The following is a 25,174-nucleotide window of genomic DNA, read 5'->3' as shown; positions in this document are numbered from 1 at the left end:
CTACTCCGCCGACTCCGCCGACAGGGCGAACAGCGGGGCGCCGAACTCCACGGCGGTCGCGTCCGCGCAGAGCACCTCCACGATCCGACCGCCGCGCTCCGCCTCGACCGGGATCATCAGCTTCATCGCCTCGACGATCCCGACCTGCTGCCCGGCGGTGACCAGGTCGCCGGTGTCGACGAACGGCGCGGCACCGGGCTCGGGAGCACGGTAGAACACGCCGACGGTCGGGGCGGTGAGGGTGTGCTGCGCGGTCACCACGGCGGCACCGCCGCTCACGGCGCCTCCGGCCGCGGCGGCGGGCGCCGGCGCGGCGGAGGCGGGCACGGTGGCGACCACGGGAGTGGGCACGCCTCCCTCGATCGGGACGAGCTGGGCGTTCGGGGTATGGTCCGCTGCGCCGACCCGCACCAGGTCCCACTCCAGGGTCACGCCCGCGGCGCCCAGCTTGATCCGGGCGGGCGGGCGCGCATCCGCGGCCATCGCGGAGGCGGTGCGGTGCAGGGTCGCGAGGACCGTCTCGAGCTCGGTCATGCCGTTTCTCCGATGTGAGGGGCGCCGAAGCGGCGGAACCGCTCGTGGCGGCGGGCGAGCCGGGTCTCGCGGTCCATGCGCGAGAGCGGCAGCAGGCTGCCGACCAGCGCGGACCCGAGGTTGTCCGCGGCGGCCACGTGGTCGCCGTGCTCGGCCTCCGGTACCACGCCGTCGACCACGCCGAGGTCCAGCAGCGAACGGGCGTCGACGCGCAGGGCCTCGGCCGCGCGCGGCGCGGCGCCCGCGTCCTTCCACAGGATCGAGGCGCAGCCCTCCGGGGTGATCACCGAGTAGACGGCGTCGCCGCACATCAGCACCTCGTCCGCGAGGGCGAGGGCGAGGGCGCCACCGCTGCCGCCCTCGCCCGTCACCACCGCGACCACCGGCACGGGCAGGCCGGACAGCAGTCGCAGGTTCTCGGCGATGGCGACGGCCTGGCCCTGCTCCTCCGCCGCGACCCCGGGGAAGGCGCCGGAGGTGTCGACCAGGCTGACCACCGGCAGGCCCAGCTTCCCGGCGAGCCGCATCGCCCGGGCGGCCTTCCGGTAGCCGGCGGGGGTGGGCATGCCGTAGTTGCGCTTGGGCAGCTCGGCCGGAGTGCGGCCCTTCTGGGTGCCGACCAGCACGACCGGGATCCCGGCGAGCCGGCCGAGACCGGTGATCATCGCGGTGCAGTCGGCGGCCATCCGGTCGCCGTGCAGCTCGGTGAAGTCCTCCAGCAGCAGGTTCGCGTAGTCCAGCGTGGTGGGGCGGCCGAACCGGCGGGCCGCGCGCACGGCCTCCCACGGGTGCCGCTCGGGGAGCTGCGCCGCGTCCCGGACCAGGACCGACGCCGGCTCGTCGGTCACCTCGGCCGCGCCGCCGCCGACGGCGAGCAGCTTCGCCAGCGTGCCGCGCAGCTCGGCGCGGGGCGCGATGAGGTCGATGATGCCGTGCTCGAGGAGGTACTCGGCGGTCTGGAAGCCCGCGGGCAGGGTCTCGCCGATGGTCTGGGCGATGACCCGCGGGCCCGCGAAGCCGAGCCGGGCACCGGGCTCGGCCACGATCACGTCGCACAGGGTGGCGAAGCTGGCCGCGACGCCGCCGTAGGTCGGGTCGGTGATCAGTGAGATCGTGAGCACCCCGGCCTCGTCGAGCCTGCGCAGCGCCTGGCTCGTCTTGGCCATCTGCATCAGGGCGAGGATGCCCTCCTGCATCCGTGCCCCGCCCGAGGCGCTGACCAGCAGCAACGGTGTCCGCTCGGCCTCCGCGACCTCACAGGCCCGGGTGATCGCCTCACCGACGGCCGCGCCGAGCGACCCGCCGAGGAACCGGAAGTCCATGGCGGCGACGACGACCGGGTGCCCGGCGATCCGGCCGCGCGCGCAGAGCACGGCCTCGTCGAGCCCGGTGCGGCGGCGGGCGTCGCGCAGGCGGTCGGGGTAGGGCTTTGAGTCGACGAAGGCCAGGACGTCGGCGTCCGGGACGTCGACGGGGAGGGCCTCGACCGAGCCCGCGTCGAGCAGCTGGACCAGCCGCTCGGGCGCAGTCAGCGGGCTGTGGTGGCCGCACTCGGGGCAGACACCCGCGGCGCGCTGCAGCCGTTTGGCGTAGACCATGGCGTCGCAGGAGCGGCACAGCACCCAGTCGACGCTGCGCGGGGTGTCGGGGCGGGGGATCGGCGGGGCGGGCAGGGTCTCGGTCACGACAGGATCTCCGGTCGGTGGGCGGCGCACCGGGCGGGCAGGGTGACGCCCGCGAGGCGCAGGGTGGTGACGCGGCTGTGGAAGGCCGCGCCCCGCATGAGGTTCTCGGCGATCCCGCTCACGGTGCGGGCGCCGACGGGTTCGAGCGGGGTGCCGGCGAGCCAGGTGTTGCAGGCGCCCATCGCGGCGCCGCACCAGATCTGGTAGTCGGCGGCACGGTCGGCGACCCCGGCCGCGGCCCAGTTGGACGACAGCCCGAGGTACCAGCGGAACACCAGCGCCATCCGCCGCTTGGGGTTCTCGGCGGCGCGGGCGATCTGGTCCGGGTCGCGGCGGGTGAAGTAGTCGACGGTGTCGGCCCACACGTCCTCGAGCGGGCGGCGGAACACGGTGCGTTGGAGGGACTCCCGCTCGGCGGCGGGCAGGTCGTCGAGACCGTCGTGGCGGCGGTAGAGATCGTAGAGCCGGCGCGCGCGGGACGGGAACATCGTGCCGCGGCGCAGCACCTGGACGTCGACGCCGAGCTCGAACATGTCGCTGGACGGCGCCATCTCGCAGTCGGTCACCCCGGCCTGCCCGAGCATCTCCTTGGCGATCGCGGACTGCCCGGACTCGACGCACGCCTGGTTGACCGAACCGGTCACGACATAGTCCGCGCCTTGGGCGAACGCCGCTGCGGCGGCGTCCGGGGTGCCGATTCCGCCCGCCGCGCCGATCCGCACGCGGGGGTTCAGGCGGTCGCGGAGCCGCAGCAGCTCGCCCAGCAGCACGGGGAGGGGGCGGCGGTCGGTGTGGCCACCGGAGTCCGCCTCGGCCGTGACGTCGTCCGCCATCGGGACCCCCCGAGCGAGGGTGGCCTGCTCGGCGGTGATCCGCCCCTCCTCCACCAGCCGGCGCAGGATCGGCTCGGGCGCCGGCGCGAGGAACAGCTCGGCGATCTCGGTCCGCGACACCTTCGCGACGACGTGGTGCCCGATCCGGGCGGACCCGCCGGCGCCGCGGGACAGGCCGAGCGCCCGGTAGCGGACGATCTCGGGCGTCAGCTCGAGGAACGCGGAGGCCTCGACCGCGGTCACCCCGTGCTTCACACAGAGGTCGACGGTCGACCGCTCCATGGCGAGCTCGCTGGGGCTGTGGATCAGGTTGCAGGCGAACGGCTTGCCCGGCGCACCCCGGGTGATCGCGGTGAGTCCGGCGTCGACCTTCTCGGAGACGAGTCCTGCCGCGCCGAAGCTCGCCAGGATCCCCGTCCGGGCCAGCGCCGTGACCATCTCCGCAGACGCGATGCCGTGCGCCATGGCGCCGGCGTGGTAGGCCAACCGGACGCCGTGGGTGCGGCGGAACGCGGCGGCGCCCAGCCGGGCCGGGGGTAGCGGCCCCGCGGACGCGAGCACCTGCACGCCGGGACGGCGCGCCCCGGCCAGCTCGTTCGTCGCACCGACGCCGCGCTCGTCCCGGACCACGTACACCGGCCGGTCGAGGTCGGCGAGGACGCGGTAGAGGGCGTCCGGGGTCCGGGCGAGCAGCTCGCCGCGGGACAAGGCCGTCAGGTCGGGCCCGGTGAGGCCCGCCGTCGTGATCTCGGTGGTCACCATGCCGGCGCTCCCTTCTCGCGCGCCTCCGCGGCGACGTCGCTCAGCTCGTAGATGCGCAGGCCCGGCTTCCAGACCGAGGCGTCCGCGACGACGCGCACCCGACCCGGCCGCCGCTCGACCCGCTTGACGTGCGCCTCGAGGGTCATCTCCCCGTCCTTCGCGAGGATCTGGCCCCGGTAGCGCCAGGCCAGCTCGACGCCGGCGGGGACGACGAACTCGGGCTCGGCCAGCTCGGCCAGCGCACCCGTGTCCACCAGCCACTCCTGGAGCGCCTGGATCACCGCCTCGATCCCGAGCGAGCCGGGCATGACCGGGTCGAGGTGGAAGTGCCGGGCGAAGAACCAGTCGCCCTCGTGGACGGTCCGCCGGGCCCGGACGTAGCCCTGCCCGTGCACGCCGCCCCCGTCGACGACCTCCAGGTCGTGCACCAGGTCCAGCTCGCCGGAGGCGCCGGTCCGCCCACCCGGGACGGTCCGCGACGGCCTGGGATGCTGCTCCAGCCAGGTCGGGACGAACGTGCCGTTGTCCAGGCCGGTCTGGTTGGCCAGGGCAGTGGCATTGAAGAAGCCGAACAGCGAGCGGCCGGAGTAGAACGGGTCGACGCGGTCACGGTCCTCGCCGTCGAGCCAGAGCTCGTAGGAGAAGCTCTGGAGCACAGCACCCGCGAGCACCGTCGTGGACAGCAGCTGGGAGCGCTGAACGATCGTCCGCCCGCGCAGGTCGACCTCGCGGTGCAGGGTTGCGCTGCCGTCGAGGTTGCGCAGGCTGTAGTTCTCCTCGGGGTCGGTGAGCGTGGCGCCGAGGTGGTAACCGAGCAGTAGTGCCGACTGCAGCGACGTCTCCATGAGGATCACGTTCGGCACGCTCGGGCTGGGGGCGGCGCCGTAGTACCAGGCGTCGGCGGCGGAGTCGTACTCCGTCTCTCCGGCGCCGCGGGTCAGATCGCCGCGCCTGCCGTCGACCTCCATGACCCGGCCCACCAGGCGGAGCCCTCCCGCGGGCGGCCGGGTCGCGCGGACCCGCTCGTACCGGGCGAACTCCGGCCCCAGCGCCATCTGCAGGTCGCCCAGGGACGCGGTGGCCAGGGCCAGCTCGTCGACCACGGCGAGGGCGCCGGTCACGCCACGCCGGACCGGGAGGGCGGGCGGGTTGCCGCCGCGGCGGGTGCCGAGCGGGGTGCCCGGCTCCTCGCGGACGGCGACGGTGAGCCCGCGGACCAGGCCACCCGGGCACAGCTCGACGTCGACCCGCACCCAGGGCCGCGGCAGCAGATCGGCCGCGGTGACCTCGGCGCGCACCTCCACCTCCGTCTCGATCTGCGGGTCCTCTGAGCCTTCCGTGGCCTCAGACACGACCTCGCCGCCCTCGACCGCGAAGCGGGCAGCGGGGACCACGGTCGGCAGCCCCAGCCAGCCCGCGATCACCTGCGCGACCTGCGCGGCCAGGGCGCGCAGCTCGGCGGTGTCGGCGGGCGGGGCGGCGACACCGCGAAGGACCGCGACGCCGACGGGTCCGCCCGGCCGCAGCTCGGTGACGGCCCGCAGCGGACCACAGTCGAGGACCGGCCCGGCCTCGCCACGCTCGTGGCGTGGGCCGAACACGGCGGCAAGGTCGCCGCGCCGCAGCCGCTCGAGGGCGGCGGCGTCGAGGGTGGTGACGACGGCCGGGGCCAGGGGCTCCAGCCCGCCCTCCGGCCGGTAGCCGGCCGGGCTCAGGGCGAGGCGGGGCGGGCCGGCGGTGAGGGCCGCCTGCTGCACGACCGCAGCCGGGGCCCGGGTGATCCCGGCCTGGACCGGCTCGGCCGCCGGCACGGGGCGGCCGCCGCGGAGCGCGGCCAGCGCCACCTCCTGCCACGCGGCCTGGACCTCGATGGCGGAGCGGTGCGCGGCCACGAGCTCGGCCCGCAGCTCCCCCACCAGTCGGGCGGCGAGGGTGTTGGCCGAGTCCGTCGGCACCCCTTTCGTCCGGGTACGGTTCACGTTCCGGACGGGAGTCGGTCGCTCCTCGACCGACCCGCTTCCCGGCTGCGGACCGGGGGCGCCGGCGAGCGCGTCGAAGGGCTCGCCCTCGAAGGTGATCTCCTCGAACCCGGTGCTCATCGGGAACCCTCCTCGTTCCGCACCCGGACCGCCTCGGCGAACTTGGCGGCCATGTCCGGGGTGCTCACCGCGCCGACGTCCCGCCACCGCTGCAGTACTCGGCCCTCCGGGTCGGTGACGGTGGCGTTCACGGTGGCCCCGCCGCTCGTCGGGCGGAGGTCGTCGGCGATCACGCGGAACGGCGCGTCCGCCGGGATCGGGGCGTACAGGTCGACGGCGCCGACCGACAGTGGCAGGCAGCCAGCCTGCAGGTGCCAGACCCCGAGGACCGATGCGACCTGCAGCACGACGTCGCCGAGGACCGGGCTGTGCAGCTCGGCGGACCAGCCGCCCCCAGCCAGCTGGGTGTCGGCAAGCTCGCACTCTGCGACCAGCCGGGTCGGCTCCTTGACGACGACCCGACGCAGACCCTGCAGCAACGGGCCGTGGAACAGGTCGGCGTCCCGGTAGACCTGCAGCCCGTCGTCGCCGGTCGTGGGCTCCCAGGACTTTTCGGTCGGCGCGGCCGCCGGGCCGGAGGCGAGCAGCAGGGTGGCACCGAAGTGGGGCTGAGACGGAGCGTGCGGAGTCGACCCTGCGTACTGGGAGCCGCAGCTGGTGATCCGGGCATGCAGCGTGAGGGTGCCGCCCTCGACCGTCCCGCGGTCGAGCGTCAGCTCCAGCTGTCCGGGCTCGGTGCCGTCGAGCACGATCCCGCGATGCACGCCGACGTTCCGCAGCCCGACGACCCGCAGGTCGCGGTGGGTCCGTTCGGCCGTGCGCGCCATCCAGCCGATCGCGGCGGACAGCGGGAGCACCGGGTGCGCGCCGATCCGGTGGTCGGCCACGACGGCGTCCCGGGTCAGCGGGTGGGTCTCGCGGCGGACTCTGACCGCTCGGACGGGCTCCGGCGCCACCGGAGCGAGCGCGCCGCCCGGCGCCACCAGCACCGACCGGGCGCCGTTGCCGATCTCCTCGACGAAGGCCGCCGCACCGGTGGTCGGTTCGAGCAGTGCGACTCCGCGGGCCGCGAACAGCTCCTTGAGCTCCGGCGTGACCATCCCACCGTCCCAGGCGCCCCAGTGGATCGCGGTGCCGCGCTGACCCTTGCGGCTGAGCGTGGCGACCGCGCGGTCGAGGGCCTCGTTGGCCGCCGCGTAGTCCGCCTGGCCCGGGTTGCCGAGGACGCCGGCGACCGAGCCGAACACGACGACCCGGGGCGAGGTCTCGACCGCGTCGAGAACCGCGCGGAGCCCGCCGAGCTTGGGCCCGATCACCCGGCCGACGGCCTCGGCGGTCTTGTCCGGCAGGGCGGCGTCGGCCAGGGCACCGGCGCCGTGGACGAGGATGGTGACCCGGTGGGCGTCGTCGCCGAGGGCGGCGCGGACACCGGCGGCGTCAGCAACGTCGGCGCTGAGGTACCGCACCTGGGCACCGGCCGCGCGGACCGCGTCCAGGGTGGAGCGGATCTCGCGCCGCGCCCGCAGGGCGGCGACCTCCCGCTCCACCTCCTTGGGCCCGAAGCCCCCGGTCCCGTTGCGGAGGTCGGTGATCAGGGCGGCCTTGAGGCCGTCGTCGGCGACACCCGCAGCCCAGGTCGGCTCGGGCTCGTCGACGCCGGTCGTGCGGCCCAGCAGCAGGAACTCCGCGGGGACGCGCTCGGCCAGGGCGATCACGCAGCTGGCGGTCACGCCGCGGGCGCCGCCCGTGACGAGCACGACGTCGTCCGCGGTGAGGCCCGGCTCCTGCGGCGAGACGCCGGCCAGGCCGCGGTCGGTGCGGACCGGGGTCCAGCGGGCGCGGTCGGCGTCGACGCCGACCTCGGCGACCAGGTCCGGATCGTGCAGCTCGGCGAGGACGACGTCCGCGAGCGCGGTGTCGTCGAGCCCCGGCTCGACGTCGAGGGCCCGGGCGAACACAGTGCGCGCCTCGCGGGCGAGGGTCTTGGTCAGCCCGGTCAGCCCGCCCTGCAGGGCGAGCGGGAGCTCGGCGGTACCGCGGTGCCCGAGCCCGCCGTCGATGCGGGTGACGGTGAGGAAGGCCGCGCGGGAGCGCTCGGCGGTGCGCCGCAGGGCCTGCACGGTCGCGCCCGCGGTCAGCACCGCGTCGGTGAGCAGCTGCTCGGCCGGGACGTGCGGGCCCGCCAGCAGGAGCACCGCATCCAGGCTCTCCGGCCGCTCACCCCCGGTCACGACGGTCCAGCCGCGGCCGCGCAGACCATCGACCAGTGCCGCGGGCACGGAGGAGCCGCGCTCGACGATCCACGCCACCGGCTCCTCCGCGAAGGGTGCGGCGAGCCGGTCGATCGGCGGGAGCGGCGCGAGGTCGATCGTGAAGCGGTGTGGTCGGGTGTCGGTGCTGATCTCGGCGGCCTGCTCGCTCCCGACAACGACCACGGGCTCGGCCCCCGGGGTACCGGCGAGCACTCGCACTATGTCGTCGACCGAGCGTAGTTCCGCGAGCTGCTCGGGGCCGACCCCGGTGACGCCGGGAACCCGCTCCGCGACCGCACCCAGGATCTGCACCCGCTTGATCGAGTCGATCCCGAGATCGGTCTCCAGGTCCATCCCCGGCTCGACCATCTCCACCGGGTAGCCGGTCTTCTCCGAGACCACCGTCAACAACGCGCTGCGGACGACGTCGGGGTCCACCCCGGAGGACGCTGCGGAGGACGGTGCGGAGGCGCCCGGCGCTGCGTCGGGGGCTCCCGCCAGTACGCCGACGATGTCGTCGACCGACCGCAGCTCCGCGAGCTGCTCCGGCCCCACCTGCGGCAGACCCGGCACCCGCTCGGCGACCGCACCCAGGATCTGCACCCGCTTGATCGAGTCGATCCCGAGATCGGTCTCCAGGTCCATCCCCGGCTCGACCATCTCCACCGGGTAGCCGGTCTTCTCCGAGACCACGGTCAGCAGCGCAGCCCGCACGGCCCCGGCGTCGGGTCCGGTGCCTGGCCCACCGGCGGGCGGGGGTGCGATGCCGGTGCTGGTGGCCACCGCACTGGAGGACGGGGCGACCGGCGCAGGGCTGGGGGCAGCGGCCGGGCCCGGGTCCGTCGGAGCCGCGGTCGGCGTGCTGAGCAGATCCGTCGCCGTCCCGGCGCCGGCCAGGGCGGACGGGTCGGCGACGACACCTGATCCGTTCCCGTTCACACCCGTCGTCAGGGCGTCCGGACGGGTCTGTCCGGGGACGAGGTCCGCTGCCGGCACGCCTCCGAGCCCGAGGGCCGAGCCGCCCGTTCCGCCCACCCCCGCCAGGCTCGTCATGCGGGAGAGCACCTCGTTGGCATGGGTGTGGCCGCGGCTGATCGCGAGTGCGGAGTCGGCGACGGCGCGGACGCCGGCCTGCACCTGCGGGTCGACCTCGGCTCCCTGGGCGCGCAGCACGTCGACCAGGCCCTCCGTGATCCGGAGCTGGCTGTCGAGGTAGCGCGCATGCAGGTCGACGTGCTCGGCGAGCGGGTCGCCCACGAGCCCGCTCTCGGCCGAGGTCGGTCCATCGACGGGCGGGAGGGGTGCGGGCGCGCCGGACAGGGCGACCGCCGCGCCGGCGGTGGTCCCGGCGCTCGGCGCGGGGGCGCCGGTGGGGAGCGCCGCACCCGGCGCGGGGGTCGCAGGGGACCGGTCGGCCACCGGGATGGCGGGCCCGGTGACCGGTGCGGGCAGGGCAGCAGGCAGCTCGACCGTGTAGCCCGCCGTCAGCGCCTCCCGGTAGGCGGCGGTGCGGGACTCGGGCCGGTAGGTCATGCCAGTGAGGGTCACCGTCATGCCCTTCGGCTCGACCTCTGCGAAGGGCGCCGCGGCGTAGCGGTTGAGCCCGCTCAGCGGTGCGCCGAGCACCGCGAGCTGCACGGCGGCGCCGAGCAGGGCGGCGGCGGAGTCCCCCGACGGGCCCGAGTCCGTGGCGATCGCGACCGCCCGCTCCCCCAGCGTCCGCTCGACGAGCCCGGTCAGCACCCGCTTCGGACCGAACTCGACGAACACCGTCGCCCCGGCGGAGGACAGTCGCTCCAGCCCGGCGACGAACTCGACCGGCTTCCGCAGCTGATCGCCGAGCACCGCGCGGTTCGCCTCGACATCGGCGCCGTACTCGGCACCCGGCGAGTTGGCTACGAGCAGGCCTGCCGGCGCCCCGATCTCGACGCTCGCGACGGCGTCGCGGAAGGACTCGACGGCGTGGTCCACATGGGAGGTGTGGAAGGCCGCGGCGACCGGTAGCTCCTTGGCCGACACGCCGCGCGCCGAGAACTCGGCGACCGCGGCGGTGACGGCCGCGGCGGAACCCCCGATCACGACCTGCGTCGGTGCGTTGTGGTTGCACACCACGGCCCCGTCAGTCTCGGCGAGAACTTCCTCGACGACCTCGCGCGCCGCCGAGACGGCCGCCATCGTCCCCGGGTCGTAGTCCTCTTCGGCGGGCGGCGCCATCGCTCGGCCGCGGGCCCGGGAGAGGGTGTGGAAGTCGGTGTCGGACAACGAACCGGCCGCCCACAGCGCGACGACCTCACCGTAGCTGTGCCCGAGAAAGCCCTCGGGGACGAGCCCGAACTCGCGGAGCACGGCGTACTGGCCGGCGGCCAGCGCCCCGATCGCCGGCTGGGCGTACTCGGTGCGGCGCAGCGCCTCCTCACGCGCGGCCTCCGCACCGGCCTCGAACGTCGGCGGCGGAAAGACGGCGGCAGCGAGGGTGTCCGAGCCGGCGTCGCCGAAGCCGGCGTTGGCGGCGTCGAACGCGGCCCCGACCGGGGGGAGGTCGATCGCGGCCTGCCGCCCCATCTCGACGTACTGGCTGCCCTGCCCCGCGAACAGCGCGGCCACCCGGAGCTCGGGCAGCGCCGTGGCGCGGAAGTGGATGCCCTTCGGGTGCGAGAAGCTCTCCTCGGTCGACTCGCGCAGCAGGGACGCGGCGAGCGCGCGCAACGAAGCGGCCTCGTCATCGGTCCGGGACACGAAACCGATGCGGGCGTGCCCGGCCGGGATCTCGCCGTCGGACGGTGGCCCGTCCAGTGCAGTGAGGAGGGAGGCGCGGTCGGCCGCGTGCCACACGTGGGCCCGCGGGCCGCGGTGGGAGGTCGGGGGCCGCTCGGGGTCTGCTTCCTCCAGTACCACGTGGAAGTTGGTGCCGCCGAAGCCCATCGCGGAGGCCGCCGCCCGCCGGACCGGCCGTCGCGGGTCGCGGATCCAGGGGCGGGTCACGGTGTTCGGGTACAGCGCGTGGCCTTCGAGCGCCTTGTTCGGCTTGTCGATGTTGATCGTGGGCGGCAGCACCTTGTGCCGCAGCGACAACGCGAGCTTCATGAGCGAGGCGGTGCCCGCCGCGCCCTTGGTGTGCCCGATCTGCGACTTGACGCTGCCGATCGCGGCGTAGTTGCGCTCGTCCGTCGCCTCGTCGAGGACGGCGCCGAGCGCGGTGAGCTCGGTCCTGTCACCTACCGCGGTGCCGGTCGCGTGGCCCTCGAACAGCTCGACCGACGCCGGCGAGAACCCGGCGTCGGTGTATGCGCGTCGCAGCGCCAGCTCCTGGCCGGACGCCCGCGGCGCGTAGATGCTGCCGAAGCGCCCGTCGGAGGAGGAGCCGATGCCCTGGACGACCGCGTAGACCCGGTCACCGTCGCGCTCTGCGTCGGTGAGCCGCTTGAGCGCCAGCAGCCCGATGCCCTCGCCGACCAGCGTGCCGTCCGCGGTGTCGTCGAACGGCTTGATCCGGCCGCTCTTCGACAGCGCCTGGGTGCGCGAGAAGCACATGTAGCCGAAGACCGTGTTCTCGGTGTCGCAGCCGCCGGTGATCATCAGGTCGGCACGGCCCTCGGCCAGCTCGGCCGCGGCCATGCGCAGGGCGGACAGCGAGCTCGCGCACGCGGCGTCGACCGCGCAGTTCATCCCGCCGAGGTCGAAGCGGTTCGCGATCCGGCCTGCGGTCACGTTGCCGAGAAGGCCGGGGAAGGTGTTCTCCTCCCACGGCGGAAAGGCCATCAGGTACTTCTGCGCGATGGCCTCGGCGTCGGCGTCGGACAGCCCGCAGCTGCGCACGACCTCCTTGAGCACCGGCGTCTCGAGCCGGGCCGCCATCGGATGGGTCAGCGGCATCGGGCCGGTCACGCCGAGCGTCACCCCGGTCCGGGCCGGGTCGTACCAGCTCGCGTTCCCCGCGTCCGTCACCGCGCCCGCATCCCGCAACAGGTCACGGGCCACGACCAGACTGAGCAGCTGGACGGTGGTGGTCACCTCGAGCTGGTTCGGCGGCAGCCCGAACTCGCCCGGCGAGAACCGGGTCTCGGGCACGAACCCACCACGGGTGCAGTAGGTGGTGTCCGGGTGGGAGGGGTCGGTCGAGGGTGTGGGGTCGAAGTAGTCCTCGGGGCGCCAGTGCGTCTCCGGGACCTCCGAGGTGCAGTCGACCGCGTCGAGGATGTTCTGCCAATAGTCGCGGTAGTTCCGGGCCATCGGGAACAGGCCCGCCATACCGATGATCGCAATGGGATCGTCCGCCGTGCGGCGGCCGACCCGGGCCGGGGTATCGGACACGCGTCCTCTTTTCAGCGTCATTTCGGCAACCCACGGGACCGATTCGCTCGGCGAACCGGGAATGCGGGGAGCAATTCAGGAGAGCAGGGCGGCGATTTCGTCGGCGATCGCGCGGTGGCCGCGCGAGGAAGGGTGGATGCCGTCCGGGTACCACATGTCGGGATCCGCGCAGAGCGCTGCGGTGGACAGCTCGTAGCGGACCACACCCCGCTCGGCGCAGAGCGAGGCGAGGAAGGCGTTGGCCTCGGCGAAGCGAGCTCGCAGCGCGGCGCGGTGCTCCTCCGGGATCCCCGGGAGCTTGCCAGGGATGTCCGGATAGTCGTGAGTGAACAGGCACCGTCCGGGGGCCACGACCGCGTCGAAGATCGCCGTGAGGTTGCGTCGGAAGCCGTCGTGGTCATAGGCGCGAACCAGGTCGTTGCCGCCGACTGCCACGCCCAGCAGCGTGGTCTCGACGTCGACGATCTTGTCCAGCTGCTGGTCGACGACGTCCTGGGTGGTCGCGCCGTACGTACCGAGGTTGAGAACCTCACGCAGGCCCAGCCGGTGCGCCACCCGCGGGACCCAACCGACGAAGCCGCCGGACCCGTCGGGGTCCCCGCGTCCCTCGGCGAAGCTGTCCCCGATCACCACGAGGTCGTACATCAGGCCGCCGCCACGATCTTGCCGATGTTGGCGGGGGCGAAGAACTCCTCGCCGCTGATCCCGCCGCCGACCATCGACAGGAACTGACGGGTGGCGGGCTCGTTGTCGCTCACGGCGCGGAACAGGCCCTGCAGCTCCGGCGACAGGTCGAGGTCGGAGATCATCGTGGTGAAGCGGTAGGCGCCCTGGGTCTCGGCGTCGCGGACCTTCGTGTACTCGGCGAGCGCGTCGCCCATCGGGCGCCCGGCGAGCCCCTCGGCGATCCGGTCGGCCAGCAGCTCGGCGTGGACGAAGGCGTCCGAGATGCCCTTCCCGGTGAACGGGTCCTTGTGGTAGCCGGCGTCCCCGACCAGGGCCCAGCCCGGACCCGCGGAGACCCGGTAGTAGTTGTCCGGGTAGCGGATGCCGGTGAAGCGCTCGGCCTGCTCGCCCGCACGGACCTGCTCGGCGAGGTCCGGCACGACCTGCTCGATCACCTCGTGGAAGTTCTTCTCGACGTCCCGGCGGAACTCCGCGTACCGGTCCCGGGTGCGCATCACGGCGACGAGGGTGCGGTCGTCGTTGGTCGGCCACAGCCCCACCTGCTGCTGGTTCAGCCCGATGCGGCTGTGGAAGCCGGTGTCCGGCACACCGTGCCAGTAGCTGTAGTAGATGAAGCAGGCCGGCTCGACGACGTCGTAGGCACCTGCCCCGACCGCCTCGGCGACCCGGGACCGGGCCCCGTCGGCACCGACGACCACCCGGGCGCGCTCCTCGACGAGCTCGCCGTCCGCGGTCTGCAACCGGACACCGCGCACCACGCCGTCCTCGACGACCAGGTCCCGCAGCGTGGCGCCGAGGCGGACCTCGGCGCCCGCGGCCTCGGCGGCGCGCAGCAGGACCGGGTCGAGCGCGGTGCGCCGCGGCGCCAGCGTCGCGGTGATGCCGTCGATCGGGTCGGCGAACCCGGCGATCACGGCGTCGTCGTAGGAAATGGTCACCCGGGTGATCGGAGTGGCGCCGGTGGCCAGCACCTCGTCGAGCAGCCCCCAGGCCTGCAGCCGGGCCAGCCCGTACTGCTGCAGGTAGTGGGTGGAGACCGTGTCGGCAGGCAGCGCGGCGCGGTCGACCACCAGCACGCGGTGCCCGCGCCGGGCCAGCAGCATCGCGACGGGCGAGCCGGCGCAGCGGGCGCCGACCACGATCGCGTCGTAGGGCTCGTTCATGGCTTCTCGTCAGCTCCCGAAGGTGACGGCCGATCCGGCTGGAGAGGGGTCACCGTCGCCGTCGACGGGGCAGGAACGGCACAGGGCTCGCAAGCGGTACGGGAAAAGTGTCTACGGCCGTGCGGAATGGAAGTCAACGGCGTCCGGCGCACGATGGGGCCGAGCTATCGCGTCATGCACCACCCCGATCATCTGCGCATTCCGCCGTTTCGATCCCGCGCATTCGTCGCCAATTTGGAGACCGCCGTTCACCCGCCAGCCACGCGATCCGGCGGTAATGGTCGGCATGGCCACCCAGACACCAGCGCAGACCAATCCGCTCGCCGCCGTCGTCGCGGGCCTCGCCGCGACGGGCGGCGCCGTCGATCTCGAGCAGCTCCGCCGGACCGTCGACACGATGGTCCCCTTCTGCAACCACGTCGGCGTCCGCGTCACCGAGCTGGCGCCGGACCACGGGCAGGCCGAGTTGCCCGTCCGCCCCGAGCTGCAGAACCACTTCGGCACCGTGCACGCCGGCGCGCTGTTCCTCGCCGCCGAGGTGGCCGGGGCTGCGGCGTTCGCCGGCGCCATGGCGCCGCGCATCACACAGCTGCAGGGATTCGTGCTCCGCTCGTCCAGGATCGCGTTCCTCAAGCCCGCGAACGGCCACATCCGGGCGCGCGCCACCCTGGAGCAGAAGGCGATCGACGCGGTCCTGACGGGTGGCCAGGCCGGACGCTTCGAGCTCACGGGCCTCGCCCTCCTCCACGACGACGCGGACGTGCTGCTCGGGCGCGTCGAGCTCGACTACGTGGCCTGGCTGGGCGCCGCGTCCTCCTGACCTGGTACATGAAGGGCACTCTCGTGCAGACCTGCCGCGCGAGAGTGCCTTTCGTGCGCATCGGCCGGGACGCACGAGTGGCCTCCTGCTCGAGTGGTGTGAACGAGAGAGCCGCTCGTTCAGCTGTAGAGGGCGGCGATGTCCGCGGCGTAGCGCTCGGCGACCGCGGCCCGGCGCAGCTTCAGGCTGGGGGTGAGGGTGCCGTCGGCGACGGACAGCGCCCCGTCCACGATGCGCCAGCGACGAATCGACTCGGCCCGGCTGACCAGCGTGTTGGCGTCGTCCACCGCGGCTTCGACGGCGGCGTCGTCCAGGAGCGCCCCCGGCTCGGGGAAGACCAGGGCGCTCACGTACGGCCGACCCTCCCCGATCACGACCGCGTGCGCGACCCCGGCGTGCAGCCGGATCCGGTCCTCGAGGGGCTCGGGTGCCACGTTCTTGCCGCCGCTGGTGACGATGATCTCCTTGCGCCGCCCCGTGATCGCGAGGAACCCGTCACGGTCGACCTCGCCGAGGTCACCGGTGCGCAACCACGGCTCGGGCTCCCCGACGAGCGGCCAGTACCCGGGCGAGACCTGCTCGCCGCGGACCAGGATCTCCCCGTCGTCGGCGATCAGCACCTCGCACCCCGGCAGAGCGCGGCCGACCCGGCCGGGTTCGACTGCTGACGGCGAGCTCATGCTGACGACAGTGGTCGACTCGGTGAGGCCGTAGGCGCCCAGCACCTGCACGCCCAGCGCAGCCGTGAAGGCGGCGGTGGTCGGGTCGAGCGGGGCCCCGCCGCAGATCACGTGGTCGAGCCTGCCGCCGAGGGCGGCCCGGAACGTCTCGGCGGCAGACCCGGACCACGCGGCGCCGGCTGCGACGGCCTCGGACTCCAGCTCCGGGGTGAGCCCGCCCGCTCGCGCGCCCTTACGGAGTTTCTCCAGCGCGTACGGGACCAGCACCAGGAACGAGGGCCGGAACCGCGGCAGCTCGGCGGCCAGCTCGGCGGCCGACGCCAGCAGTCCTGTCCGCACACCGGCCCACAGGCAGCCCAACGCACTGACCCGGCCGAACACGTGGGACAGCGGTAGGAAGAGCAGCGTGGAGGCATCGTCACGCGCGAACAGTTCGGGCAGGTAGGTCACGACGTTCCCGGCCGCCGCGAATAGGTTGCGGTGGGTGAGGACACAGCCCTTCGGGGTGCCCGTGGTGCCGCTGGTGTAGACGATCGTGGCGATGTCGTCCGCGCCAATCTCGCCCGCATCCGGCGCCTCCCCGCCGGAGAGCCGCGCAACGGCCTCCGCGAACGGCTCGCCCCGGGACAGCTCCACCTGTGACGGGGTCTCGGCGAAGACCCGGGTCGCACCGGAGTCGGCGAGGACGTGCTCGATCTGGATGCGCGACGCGGTCGGGTAGATCGGTACCGTGATCGCGCCCGCGGCCAGCACGGCCAGGTCCAGCACGATCCAGTCCGGGGTGTTCCCGCCGAGCAGGGCGACGCGGTCCCCCGCCCGGATGCCGTCGCTGCGCAGACCACCTGCGACGGCTCGGATCCGGCCGGCGAGCTCTCGGCCGGTCAGGTCGGCCCAGCTGTACCCGTCGGCCGGGCCAGCCGGATCCGTTCGCTCCGGCCAGGTGGGTCGCAGCGCGGCGAGGACCGGGCGCTCACCGACGGCTTCCAGCCTGCGCAGGATCTCCGCGGCGATCCCGCCACGGCCGGGCAGGGTGACGAGCGACGGATTGAGGACGGCGGTCACGAGGGCCTCCCGGAGGCGGAGCGCGCGGAGCCGACACGGGCACCGCGAGGAAGGCCTGGGCGTCAGCCCCGGGTGGCCGGCGCCGGTGCCGGGCGGGTGTCGACGCGAAGGCCTGGTTCGGCGATGCGGATCGGGCCCGGGTAGGCCGCGGCCGCGTCGTCGCGGCGGGCCTGGAGCCAGGAGGGGTCGGAGGAGATGAAATGGGTGAGGACGAGCTCGCCGACGCCACCCTCGGCCGCGGCCGCACCGGCGTCGGCTCCGGAGAGGTGCCCGTGCGGGCCGGTGTCGGTCGCGGCGAGAGTCGCCTCGGCGAGCAGCAGGTCCACGCCCGCGGCGAGCGGGGCCAGACCGGGCGTGACGCCGGTGTCGCCGGTGTAGGCCAGGGACGAGAGAACGGTGTCGACACGGACGCCGCAGTTCGCTGCCACGTGTCGCAGCGGGTGCAGCGAGACGCGGGCGTCGGCGATCTCGATCTCGTCTCCCGAGGCGTACTCGACGACGTCGAAGGCCAGGTCGAAGACCCTGTCGAGGAGGGGCATGGTGGTGACCGGGAAGAGCGAGGCGAGCCGGTCGAGCACGGTGCGGCCGCCTTGGGGAACGTAGAGCGGGAGCCGCGGACCGCCCAGGTCGAGGTGCCGCGCGGCGGACACCGGGTCGCCGGCCGGTTCGCCGATCGCCTCCTGGAGTCGGCGGTAGAGCAGCGCCTTGCCCAGCGGCAGGAGGTCGTAGCAGTGGTCGGAGTGGAGGTGGCTGATCACGACCCCGTCGAGCGCCGGATCCTCGGCGGTCAGGACGGTCGCGACCCCGGGGCCGCAGTCGAGCAGCAGGCGCGTCCGTTCCTCGGTCTCGACCAGGTAGCCGGAGCTGGCCTGTCCCTCGGCCGGCATCCCCGACCGGCATCCGAGCACCGTGAGCCGCACGGCACCTCCCCTCGCAGGCGACCGGTCGTCGATCACCGGCCGTGGCCGTCACCGTGGCCGACCGTGCCGAGCCCGGGCAAGGAGCGGTTCCCAACCGGCCGATGGGTGAGACCTATCGTCGCTGGTCGGGCCAGGTGAAGGTGAACGGGCCCGCACTCTGCAGGGCATTGAGCAGGGCGTCGATCAGCGGTGTCCGGTCCTCGGTCCGCCACACGACGTGCAGCGCGAGGGTGGGGGACGGGGCGGTGAGCGGTACCGCGACGAGCCCCTGTGCGGGCGCGCGCGCTGCCCGGGAGGCCGACGCGAACCCGATCACCTGGCGGGCCGAGACCAGCACACCGGTCGCCACCGGGTCGTCGACCTCGGCGGTGACGGTCAGCTTGATGCCCGCCTGGTCGGCGGCGCCGATGATGGCGTCGTGCATCGCCGGGCTCTGCTCGCGGCGGAAGAGCAGGCAGGGTTGGCGGTCGAGCATCCGCATCGGCACGACCTCCCGCCCCGCCCACGGGTGCCGTTCCCCGACCACTGCGACGATCGGGACGGTCATGAGCTCCGTCGACGACAGGTCGGGGCTGACCGGGCGCCCGTAGACGAACCCGACGTCCAGCTCCCCGGTGAGGACACCCTCCAGCTGCGGGCCGGTCCGCCGCTCCCACAGCTGCGTCTGCACCCGGGGGTGCTCGGCGTTGAGCGTCGCGAGTGTCGCAGGCAGGACATCCTGCCCGGCCGGGAAGTTGAACCCGATGTTCAGCGTGCCCGCGCGGCCCATCGCGACGGCATTGGCCGCAGCGACGGCGCGTTCGACCTGGTCGAGGAGCTTCCGGGCCTCCTCGCGGAACGCTTCGCCGGCCGGGGTCAGCCGGACCTCGTGCGAGCTGCGGCGCACCAGCTCCACGCCCACGTCGCGCTCCAGTCGCTGCAGCTGTTGCGACAGCGAGGGCTGTGCCAGGTGCAGCCGCTGCGCGGCGCGACCGAAGTGCAGCTCCTCGGCGATCGCCAGGAAAGAACGCAGGTACCGGAACTCCATCTGATCCCTCTCCCCGACGGTGCGCCGCGACGGTAGGCCGCGTGCGTCGTCGGGGGTCGACGGCCAGGGGTTCAACAGACGAACGATCCGTGACCAGCAGACCCACGATCGGGTGAATCCGCTGCTCACAGACGGTGCCCGGACGGTGTGCCGAACCGATCACACGATCGCCGTTCGCGCTCGCGGGGCGCGGGGGGGTAGCTGCGCCCTAGCGTCCGCCTCGTGCTGTGTGAGATCACCTCCCGCCGGACGGTCGCCGACGGCGTCGTGGAGCTCGAGCTGTCCGGCCCGGACCTGCCTGACTGGACGCCCGGTTCGCACATCGACCTCCACCTGGCGCCCGGGCTCGTGCGCCAGTACTCGCTGTGCGGTCCCGGCTTCCGGATCGCCGTGCTGCGCGAGGCCGACGGTCGCGGCGGCTCAGCTTTCGTCCATGACCGGCTCGCCGTGGGCGACCAGGTGGAGGTCGGTGGTCCCCGCAATCACTTCCCACTGGTCGCGGCGTCCAGGTACCTGTTCGTCGCGGGTGGGATCGGGATCACCCCGATCCTGCCGATGATCGAGGCCGCGAAGGCCGCGGGTGCCGACTGGCGCCTGCTCTACGGCGGCCGGTCGCGGGAGTCGATGGCCTACCTCGACCGGCTAGGCGGGGATCCACGGGTCATCGTGCAGGTGGGTGGTCTGCTCGGCCTGCGCGCCGCCGTGGCCGACGCGCCGGGCGCGGAGGTCTACGGGTGCGGCCCGGCCCCGATGCTGGACGCGCTGCTGGAGGTCTGCCCCGCCGCGCATGTCGAGCGGTTCACCCCGGTCGCCCTCGACCTCCCGGAGCGGCCGTTCGAGGCGGTGCTGGAGCGCAGCGGCGTGACCGTGCTGGTCCCGGCCGGGACCAGCCTGCTCGCCGCGATCGAGGCCGGCGGTGTCGACGTCGTGCAGTCCTGTCGCGAGGGGACCTGCGGCACCTGCGAGACCGTGGTGCTCGCCGGCGAGCCGGAACACCGCGACTCCGTGCTCGACGAGGCCGACCGTGAGGCGGGCGACGTGATGATGATCTGTGTCTCCCGGGCCCGTGGGCCGCGACTCGTGCTCGACCTCTGAGTGCCGATCGATCGTCCAAGAACGCCGATCGTCGCAGCTCACGCCCCGCGCCGGGTGCGCGGGCGGCGCTCCACCGTACTCCCGCGACCCGCCGTTCATCTGCGGTCCATCCCGCGCTGCTGACATCCGCCCGTCCCGACCACGCCCGAAGGAGCCACCGTGAGCCGCATCCAGATCGAGGGCTTGACCCGCCGCTTCGGCAGCGGGAACCACGCCGTGAACGCGGTCGACGGCATCTCTCTCGACGTGGCCGACGGTGAGTTCCTCGTGCTGCTCGGCCCGTCCGGTTGCGGCAAGTCCACGCTGTTGCGGATGATCGCCGGGTTGACCCCGCCGACCGGCGGCCGGATCCTCCTCGACGGCCGCGACATCACGGCTGCCGAGCCGCGCGAGCGGAACCTGGCGATGGTCTTCCAGAGCTACGCCCTCTACCCGCACCTGACCGTCGCGAAGAACATCGGCTTCCCGTTGCGCACCCGGCGCCGCAAGGACGTCGACGCGAAGGTGACCGAGGTCGCGAAGGCGCTCGGCCTCGAACAGCTCCTCGACCGGCGCCCACGCGCGCTGTCCGGTGGCCAGCGCCAGCGCGTCGCCCTCGGGCGCGCGCTGGTCCGCGATCCCGGCGCGTTCCTGCTCGACGAACCGCTGTCCAACCTGGACGCCACCCTGCGAACCGCGACCCGGGCCGAGCTCACCGACCTGCACCGCCGGCTGCGCTCCACCTTCGTCTACGTCACCCACGACCAGATCGAGGCGATGACCATGGCCACCCGCATCGCCGTGCTCAACGGTGGGAGGCTGGAGCAGGTCGGCACCCCCGAGGAGGTCTACGACGCCCCGGCGTCGACCTTCGTCGCCGGGTTCATCGGCTCCCCCGCGATCGGCCTGCTGCCCGCCGAGGTGCGCGGCGCGGACGGGGAGCTGCGGGCCGTCGGCGACGGCGTCGACATGCCGCTCGGTCCCGGGCACGACGCCTCGGGCCGTGAGGTGCTCGTCGGCGCCCGGCCCGAGCACCTGCGGATCGGGACCGGCGCCGTCGGCCCGGAGTGGCGCGGCACCGTCCGGCTCGTCGAGAACCTCGGCGGCGAGGAGGTCGCGCACGTCACCGTCGGCGGTGGTCGGGTCGCCCTGCGCGGCCCCCGCCCGCTCGGCCTGGCAGTGGGGGATGCCGTGCGGCTGACCTGCGATCCCGACCGAATCCACCTGTTCTGCGCCACCAGCGGCCGCCGCCTGGTGCGCACCCCCGAACCCCGCCGCGCCGCCGTGGCGGTCTGAGATCCTTGGAGGAACCGTGCGTCCCATCCGTCTCGCCGCGGTCGCGCTCGCCGCGACCGCGCTGCTCGCCGGCTGCGGCGTGGGCGGCGCGGGAAGTGCCGACAGCGCGTCGGCCACCGTGCAGCGCGCCCCCGAGCTGACCCCCGACCAGAAGGTCTCGATCACCTTCGAGTCCTACAACTTCGGCCAGGCCGGCCCCTGGAGCGACACGTTCAACGGGCTGCTCACGGCCTTCCGCGCCCAGCACCCGAACATCACCGTGACCGCCCAGAAGCCGCAGGGCAACAGTTCCAACCCCGCGGCCGACTCCGTTTCCAGCGTGCAGACCCAGGCTGCGACCGGCAACCCCCCGGACGTCGCGCAGCTGGGCTTCTCGGACATGGGCTTCACCGTGCACCAGCTCGGCGCCAAGCCGCTCGACGACCTGGTTGGCGCCGACACCGTCCGGCAGAGCTTCGGCGGGACCCACCCCTACGCCGCGGCGGCGGCCTCGCTGGGGCAGCTCGACGGGAAGACCTACGGCGTCCCGTTCGTGCTCTCGACCCCGGTGCTCTACTACAACGCCTCGCTGTTCACCGCCGCGGGCCTCGACCCGGCGAAGCCGCCGGCCACCTGGGCGGAGGTCGCCGACGCGGCCGCGAAGATCAAGGCCGCGACCGGCAAGGAGGGTGCCTACGCGGACTGCGTGACGACCCAGGCCAAGGACTGGTGCCTGCAGAGCATCGTCCGATCCAACGGCGGGCGCGTGCTCTCCGAGGACCGTACGACGCTCCAGTACGCCGAGCCGAAGTCGGTGCAGGCGGTGTCGACGCTGGCGGACATGGTGAAGTCCGGCGCCAGCCCCAAGTTCAGCCAGCAGCAGGCCGTGGAGGCGTTCACGCGCGGCGACCTGGGCATGATCCTTGAGTCCTCGTCCCTGCAGGGCACCTTCGCCAAGGGCGCGAAGGGGGCAGGCTGGCAGCTGCGCGGCGCCGCCACGCCGTCGTTCGGGAGCACTCCCGCGGTGCCGACCAACTCCGGTGCGGCGCTGTACATCCTGTCGAACGACCCCGCGAAGCAGCGTGCCGCCTGGGAGCTCATCACCTTCCTGACCAGCGACCAGGCCTTCACCGACATCGCGAAGAACATCGGCTACCTGCCGCTGCGCACCGGGCTGATGAACGACTCGCTCAAGGACTGGGCGGCCGCGAACCCGACCACCGGGATCAACGTCGACCAGCTCAACCGGATGGAGCCGTGGGTGTCCTTCCCCGGGGACAACTACCTGCAGATCCGCGACGGCATGATGGACGCCGTCGAGAAGGTCGTCCTGCAGGGCGCCGACGCGCAGGCCACCCTCACCGAGGCCGAGCAGCGGGGGCAGGCGCTCGTGCCGACGGGGGCGCGGTGAAACCCGGCAGGGGCCCCTGTTTGGCCGTCCTGTCCGACACCCACCTGACCGCCGATCCCGGCTCGGCCGCGACGCTGCGCGAGGCGCTCGCGCGGGTCGCGGCCGCGGAGCCGCCGGATGCCCTGCTGCTCGCAGGGGACCTCGCCGCCGACGGCGAGCCCGAGGCGTATCGGCAGCTGAGCGCGCTGCTGGAACCGGTCGCCGTCCCGGTGGTGCCGGTGATGGGCAACCACGACGAGCTCGCCGCGTTCACCGCCGCCTTCGGCACCCCGGACCGCGTGGTCCGGACGGGAGGCGCGCGCGTGGTGGCCCTGGACAGCACGATCCCGGGCCACCACCACGGCAGGGTCGATCCCGAGCAGCTCGAGTGGCTGGCCGCGGAGCTGGCCACCCCGGCTCCCAACGGCACCGTACTGGTACTGCACCATCCGCCGCTGCCGTCGCCGGTGCCCTCGGTGGACCTGCTCCGGCTGCGCGAGCCGGAGAAGCTCGCCGAGGTCGTGGCGGGCTCGGATATCCGCATGATCGTCTGCGGACACGCCCACCACGCCGGAGCCGGCACACTCGCCGGGATTCCGGTATGGGTCGCACCCGCGCTCGTCTACCAGGTCGACCCCTTCCCGCCCGCCGGACGACTGCGCGGGGTCTCGGGCGCGGCGCTCTCCCGCATCGACCTTCTCGACGGGACCGCGGTCGCGACGGCGGTCCCGCTCGGCGGGGAACCCGTCTACGACGTCGACGCCACCGAGCGGGTGGCCTGGATGCGGGAGCGGATCCCGGGATGACCGTCATGGCCCCCGAGACGTTCGTCGAGGTCGCGGCCCCGGAGCGGGTCGCGGCCCCGGCGGCCGTCGCTGTCCCGCTGCTGCGGCGGATCGCGCGGGCGGCCCCGCCGTACCTGTTCCTCGCCCCGGGGCTCGCGCTGCTGGGCGTATGGGTCTACCGGCCGCTGGTCACCTCCATCCAGCTGTCCTTCCTGTCGTGGAACCTGCTGCCGACGAGCCCGGCGAAGTTCGTCGGGTTCAGCAACTACGAACGGCTGTTCGCCCTGCCGGACTTCACGGCCGCCCTCGGCCGCACCGCGGTGCTGATCCTGGGGCTGCTGCCGTTCACGCTGGTGGTGCCGACGGTCGTCGGCCTGCTCGCGCGGCGGGTGCGGGGCCGAGCCGCGACGGTCTACCAGGCGATGGTCTTCGCGCCGCTGCTCGTCGCGCCGGTCGCAGGGGCCGCGGTGTGGCAGTGGATGCTCGACCCGCGGGGCGGCCTGGTCAACCGGGTGCTCGGCACCACCACGAACTGGCTGCAGGAGCCCGGGCCCGCCCAGGTCGCGATCATCGTGATCACGGGCTGGCACGTGCTCGGCTTCGCGACGCTGGTCGTCGCGGCCGGGCTCGCGGGGATCGACTCCGAGTACTCGGCGTCGGCCTCCCTCGACGGCGCCACGCGCTGGCAGACCACCCGCTGGATCACGCTCCCGCTGCTGTCCCCGACGCTGTCGTTCCTGCTGCTCATGACCCTGTTGTTGGCCGCACAGTGGAGCTTCCCGCTGGTCAACACCATCACCCACGGCGGCCCGTCCGGCGCCACCACGAACGTCTACTACCTGCTCTGGGACTACGCCTTCGGCTCCTTCGACGCCGGGCTCGGAGCGGCCGCGGGGATGATCTTCTTCGTGCTCTTCGGGATGGTGGCGCTGGTGCTGGTGCGTCTCACCGAACGGCTGACCTTCCATGACTCCTGACCGGCTCGTGAGGTCCCGATGACGCTGATCGAGGTCACCACTCCGGCGCACACGCCGTCGGACGGGGCGGTCGTGCTCCGCGAGTCGCGGGTGCGCACGGTGCTGGGCCATGTCGTGCTCGGCGGCCTCGGGCTGCTGTGCATCGTGCCCGTGTACTGGTTGTACGCGACGTCGCTGCGGGCCCCCGAGGACATCTACTCGCTGAGACCGTTCCCCTGGCCCCTGTCGGTCGCCAGCTACGCCGAAGCGCGGGACACGGTCGATCTCCCCCAACTGCTGCTCAACACGTTCGTGATGGCGGCGCTGATCGCGCTCGGGCAGCTGGTCACCGGGCTGCTGGCCGGGTACGCGTTCGCGGCGTGGCGCTTCCGCCTGCAGAACACGCTCTACCTCGTGTTCGTGGCCACCTGGCTGGTGCCGTTCCAGGTGACGATGGTGCCGAACTACGCGCTGCTGAACCAGCTCGGAACGCTCAACACCATCACCGGGGTGGTCATCCCCAACCTGTGCTCGGCGCTGGCGGTGATCATGCTCCGCTCGCACCTGCGGTCGATCCCGCACGAGCTGCTCGAGGCGGCGCGGATGGACGGGCGTGGGGCGTGGTCGACGCTGTGGACGGTCGTGGTCCCGAACCTGTGGCCGGCCCTCGCGGCGCTCGGCGTGCTGCTTTTCATCAACGCGTGGAACGAGTACTTCTGGCCCGCACTGGTCCTGCAGCGCACCAACAACGTCCTTCAGCTCGCCCTGCACAGCTTCATCGGCCCCGAGGGCACCCAATGGGGACCGCTCATGGCGACGGCGGGACTGGCCTGCCTGCCCGTCCTCCTGCTGTACCTGATCCTGCAACGCAGAATCGTCGACGGATTCGTCCGCTCGGGCCTCAAGTAGGGGACGACAC

At 73.6% G+C, this 25,174-nt stretch carries 17 protein-coding genes; 7 read left to right on the top strand and 10 right to left on the bottom strand.

Annotated elements, in window-relative coordinates; translation table 11 throughout:
• The 7 genes from LWC35_RS18480 to LWC35_RS18450 form a co-directional block, all read right to left on the bottom strand.
• Window positions 1-534: an acetyl-CoA carboxylase biotin carboxyl carrier protein gene (locus LWC35_RS18480; protein WP_232871398.1), complete on the bottom strand. Its 534-nt coding sequence runs from the start codon at window positions 532-534 to the stop codon at window positions 1-3.
• Complete coding sequence (gene accD, locus LWC35_RS18475; protein WP_308194584.1) at window positions 531-2,219, bottom strand: acetyl-CoA carboxylase, carboxyltransferase subunit beta; 1,689 nt, start codon at window positions 2,217-2,219, stop codon at window positions 531-533. The genes LWC35_RS18480 and accD overlap by 4 nt, the downstream gene beginning before the upstream one ends.
• Window positions 2,216-3,814, bottom strand: coding sequence for a PfaD family polyunsaturated fatty acid/polyketide biosynthesis protein (locus tag LWC35_RS18470; RefSeq protein ID WP_232871397.1), 1,599 nt, complete (start codon window positions 3,812-3,814; stop codon window positions 2,216-2,218). Before LWC35_RS18470 ends, accD begins: the two co-directional genes overlap by 4 nt.
• Window positions 3,808-5,913, bottom strand: a complete 2,106-nt coding sequence (locus LWC35_RS18465; RefSeq protein ID WP_232871396.1) for a beta-ketoacyl synthase — start codon at window positions 5,911-5,913, stop codon at window positions 3,808-3,810. Before LWC35_RS18465 ends, LWC35_RS18470 begins: the two co-directional genes overlap by 7 nt.
• Complete coding sequence (locus LWC35_RS18460; protein WP_232871395.1) at window positions 5,910-12,416, bottom strand: type I polyketide synthase; 6,507 nt, start codon at window positions 12,414-12,416, stop codon at window positions 5,910-5,912. Before LWC35_RS18460 ends, LWC35_RS18465 begins: the two co-directional genes overlap by 4 nt.
• A gap of 75 nt (window positions 12,417-12,491) precedes the next feature.
• On the bottom strand, window positions 12,492-13,061 hold the full coding sequence (locus LWC35_RS18455) for an SGNH/GDSL hydrolase family protein (RefSeq protein ID WP_232871394.1): 570 nt from the start codon (window positions 13,059-13,061) through the stop codon (window positions 12,492-12,494).
• Window positions 13,061-14,266 carry an NAD(P)/FAD-dependent oxidoreductase gene (locus tag LWC35_RS18450; protein ID WP_232871393.1) on the bottom strand — a complete coding sequence of 402 codons (1,206 nt, stop codon included), beginning with the start codon at window positions 14,264-14,266 and terminating at the stop codon, window positions 13,061-13,063. The genes LWC35_RS18455 and LWC35_RS18450 overlap by 1 nt, the downstream gene beginning before the upstream one ends.
• Window positions 14,267-14,552: 286 nt before the next feature.
• Between LWC35_RS18450 and LWC35_RS18445 the strand changes: the two genes are divergently transcribed.
• The gene (locus LWC35_RS18445) at window positions 14,553-15,086 is read left to right on the top strand and encodes a YiiD C-terminal domain-containing protein (protein WP_232871392.1); all 534 of its coding nucleotides are present in this window, start codon (window positions 14,553-14,555) and stop codon (window positions 15,084-15,086) included.
• A 119-nt stretch (window positions 15,087-15,205) separates the two neighbouring features.
• Here LWC35_RS18445 and LWC35_RS18440 read toward each other — a convergent pair whose 3' ends face one another.
• The 3 genes from LWC35_RS18440 to LWC35_RS18430 all read right to left on the bottom strand — a co-directional run bounded on the left by LWC35_RS18440 (window position 15,206) and on the right by LWC35_RS18430 (window position 18,775).
• Window positions 15,206-16,828 carry an AMP-dependent synthetase/ligase gene (locus tag LWC35_RS18440; RefSeq protein ID WP_232871391.1) on the bottom strand — a complete coding sequence of 541 codons (1,623 nt, stop codon included), beginning with the start codon at window positions 16,826-16,828 and terminating at the stop codon, window positions 15,206-15,208.
• Between the two features lie 62 nt (window positions 16,829-16,890).
• Window positions 16,891-17,748 (bottom strand): MBL fold metallo-hydrolase, encoded by an 858-nt coding sequence (locus LWC35_RS18435; protein WP_232871390.1) that lies wholly within the window; start codon window positions 17,746-17,748, stop codon window positions 16,891-16,893.
• A gap of 112 nt (window positions 17,749-17,860) precedes the next feature.
• Complete coding sequence (locus LWC35_RS18430; protein WP_232871389.1) at window positions 17,861-18,775, bottom strand: LysR family transcriptional regulator; 915 nt, start codon at window positions 18,773-18,775, stop codon at window positions 17,861-17,863.
• Between the two features lie 222 nt (window positions 18,776-18,997).
• Between LWC35_RS18430 and LWC35_RS18425 the strand changes: the two genes are divergently transcribed.
• From LWC35_RS18425 to LWC35_RS18400, 6 genes are all read left to right on the top strand, one after another.
• Window positions 18,998-19,870 carry a PDR/VanB family oxidoreductase gene (locus tag LWC35_RS18425; RefSeq protein ID WP_232871388.1) on the top strand — a complete coding sequence of 291 codons (873 nt, stop codon included), beginning with the start codon at window positions 18,998-19,000 and terminating at the stop codon, window positions 19,868-19,870.
• A 159-nt stretch (window positions 19,871-20,029) separates the two neighbouring features.
• The gene (locus LWC35_RS18420) at window positions 20,030-21,145 is read left to right on the top strand and encodes an ABC transporter ATP-binding protein (protein ID WP_308194583.1); all 1,116 of its coding nucleotides are present in this window, start codon (window positions 20,030-20,032) and stop codon (window positions 21,143-21,145) included.
• 16 nt (window positions 21,146-21,161) lie between these two features.
• The gene (locus LWC35_RS18415; RefSeq protein ID WP_232871387.1) at window positions 21,162-22,535 is read left to right on the top strand and encodes an ABC transporter substrate-binding protein; all 1,374 of its coding nucleotides are present in this window, start codon (window positions 21,162-21,164) and stop codon (window positions 22,533-22,535) included.
• Between the two features lie 20 nt (window positions 22,536-22,555).
• Window positions 22,556-23,320, top strand: coding sequence for a metallophosphoesterase (locus tag LWC35_RS18410; protein WP_232871386.1), 765 nt, complete (start codon window positions 22,556-22,558; stop codon window positions 23,318-23,320).
• On the top strand, window positions 23,317-24,276 hold the full coding sequence (locus tag LWC35_RS18405; RefSeq protein WP_232871385.1) for a carbohydrate ABC transporter permease: 960 nt from the start codon (window positions 23,317-23,319) through the stop codon (window positions 24,274-24,276). Before LWC35_RS18410 ends, LWC35_RS18405 begins: the two co-directional genes overlap by 4 nt.
• 18 nt (window positions 24,277-24,294) lie before the next feature.
• Window positions 24,295-25,164, top strand: a complete 870-nt coding sequence (locus tag LWC35_RS18400) for a carbohydrate ABC transporter permease (RefSeq protein WP_232871384.1) — start codon at window positions 24,295-24,297, stop codon at window positions 25,162-25,164.
• Window positions 25,165-25,174: the final 10 nt, after the last annotated feature.

Source organism: Pseudonocardia kujensis, from assembly GCF_021283305.1.
Classification (GTDB): Bacteria; Actinomycetota; Actinomycetes; order Mycobacteriales; family Pseudonocardiaceae; genus Pseudonocardia; species Pseudonocardia kujensis.
The sequence above is the reverse complement of the archived record's forward strand: the minus strand, read 5'-3'. Positions and strand labels throughout refer to the sequence as shown.

What these genes read in the sequence shown, in the direction of transcription:
- LWC35_RS18430 (WP_232871389.1), bottom strand. Translation starts at nt 18,775, where the DNA reads ATGGAGTTCCGGTACCTGCGTTCTTTCCTGGCGATCGCCGAGGAGCTG.
- LWC35_RS18470 (WP_232871397.1), bottom strand. Translation starts at nt 3,814, where the DNA reads ATGGTGACCACCGAGATCACGACGGCGGGCCTCACCGGGCCCGACCTG.
- LWC35_RS18400 (WP_232871384.1), top strand. Translation starts at nt 24,295, where the DNA reads ATGACGCTGATCGAGGTCACCACTCCGGCGCACACGCCGTCGGACGGG.
- LWC35_RS18450 (WP_232871393.1), bottom strand. Translation starts at nt 14,266, where the DNA reads ATGAACGAGCCCTACGACGCGATCGTGGTCGGCGCCCGCTGCGCCGGC.
- LWC35_RS18405 (WP_232871385.1), top strand. Translation starts at nt 23,317, where the DNA reads ATGACCGTCATGGCCCCCGAGACGTTCGTCGAGGTCGCGGCCCCGGAG.
- LWC35_RS18455 (WP_232871394.1), bottom strand. Translation starts at nt 13,061, where the DNA reads ATGTACGACCTCGTGGTGATCGGGGACAGCTTCGCCGAGGGACGCGGG.
- LWC35_RS18480 (WP_232871398.1), bottom strand. Translation starts at nt 534, where the DNA reads ATGACCGAGCTCGAGACGGTCCTCGCGACCCTGCACCGCACCGCCTCC.
- LWC35_RS18465 (WP_232871396.1), bottom strand. Translation starts at nt 5,913, where the DNA reads ATGAGCACCGGGTTCGAGGAGATCACCTTCGAGGGCGAGCCCTTCGAC.
- LWC35_RS18445 (WP_232871392.1), top strand. Translation starts at nt 14,553, where the DNA reads ATGGCCACCCAGACACCAGCGCAGACCAATCCGCTCGCCGCCGTCGTC.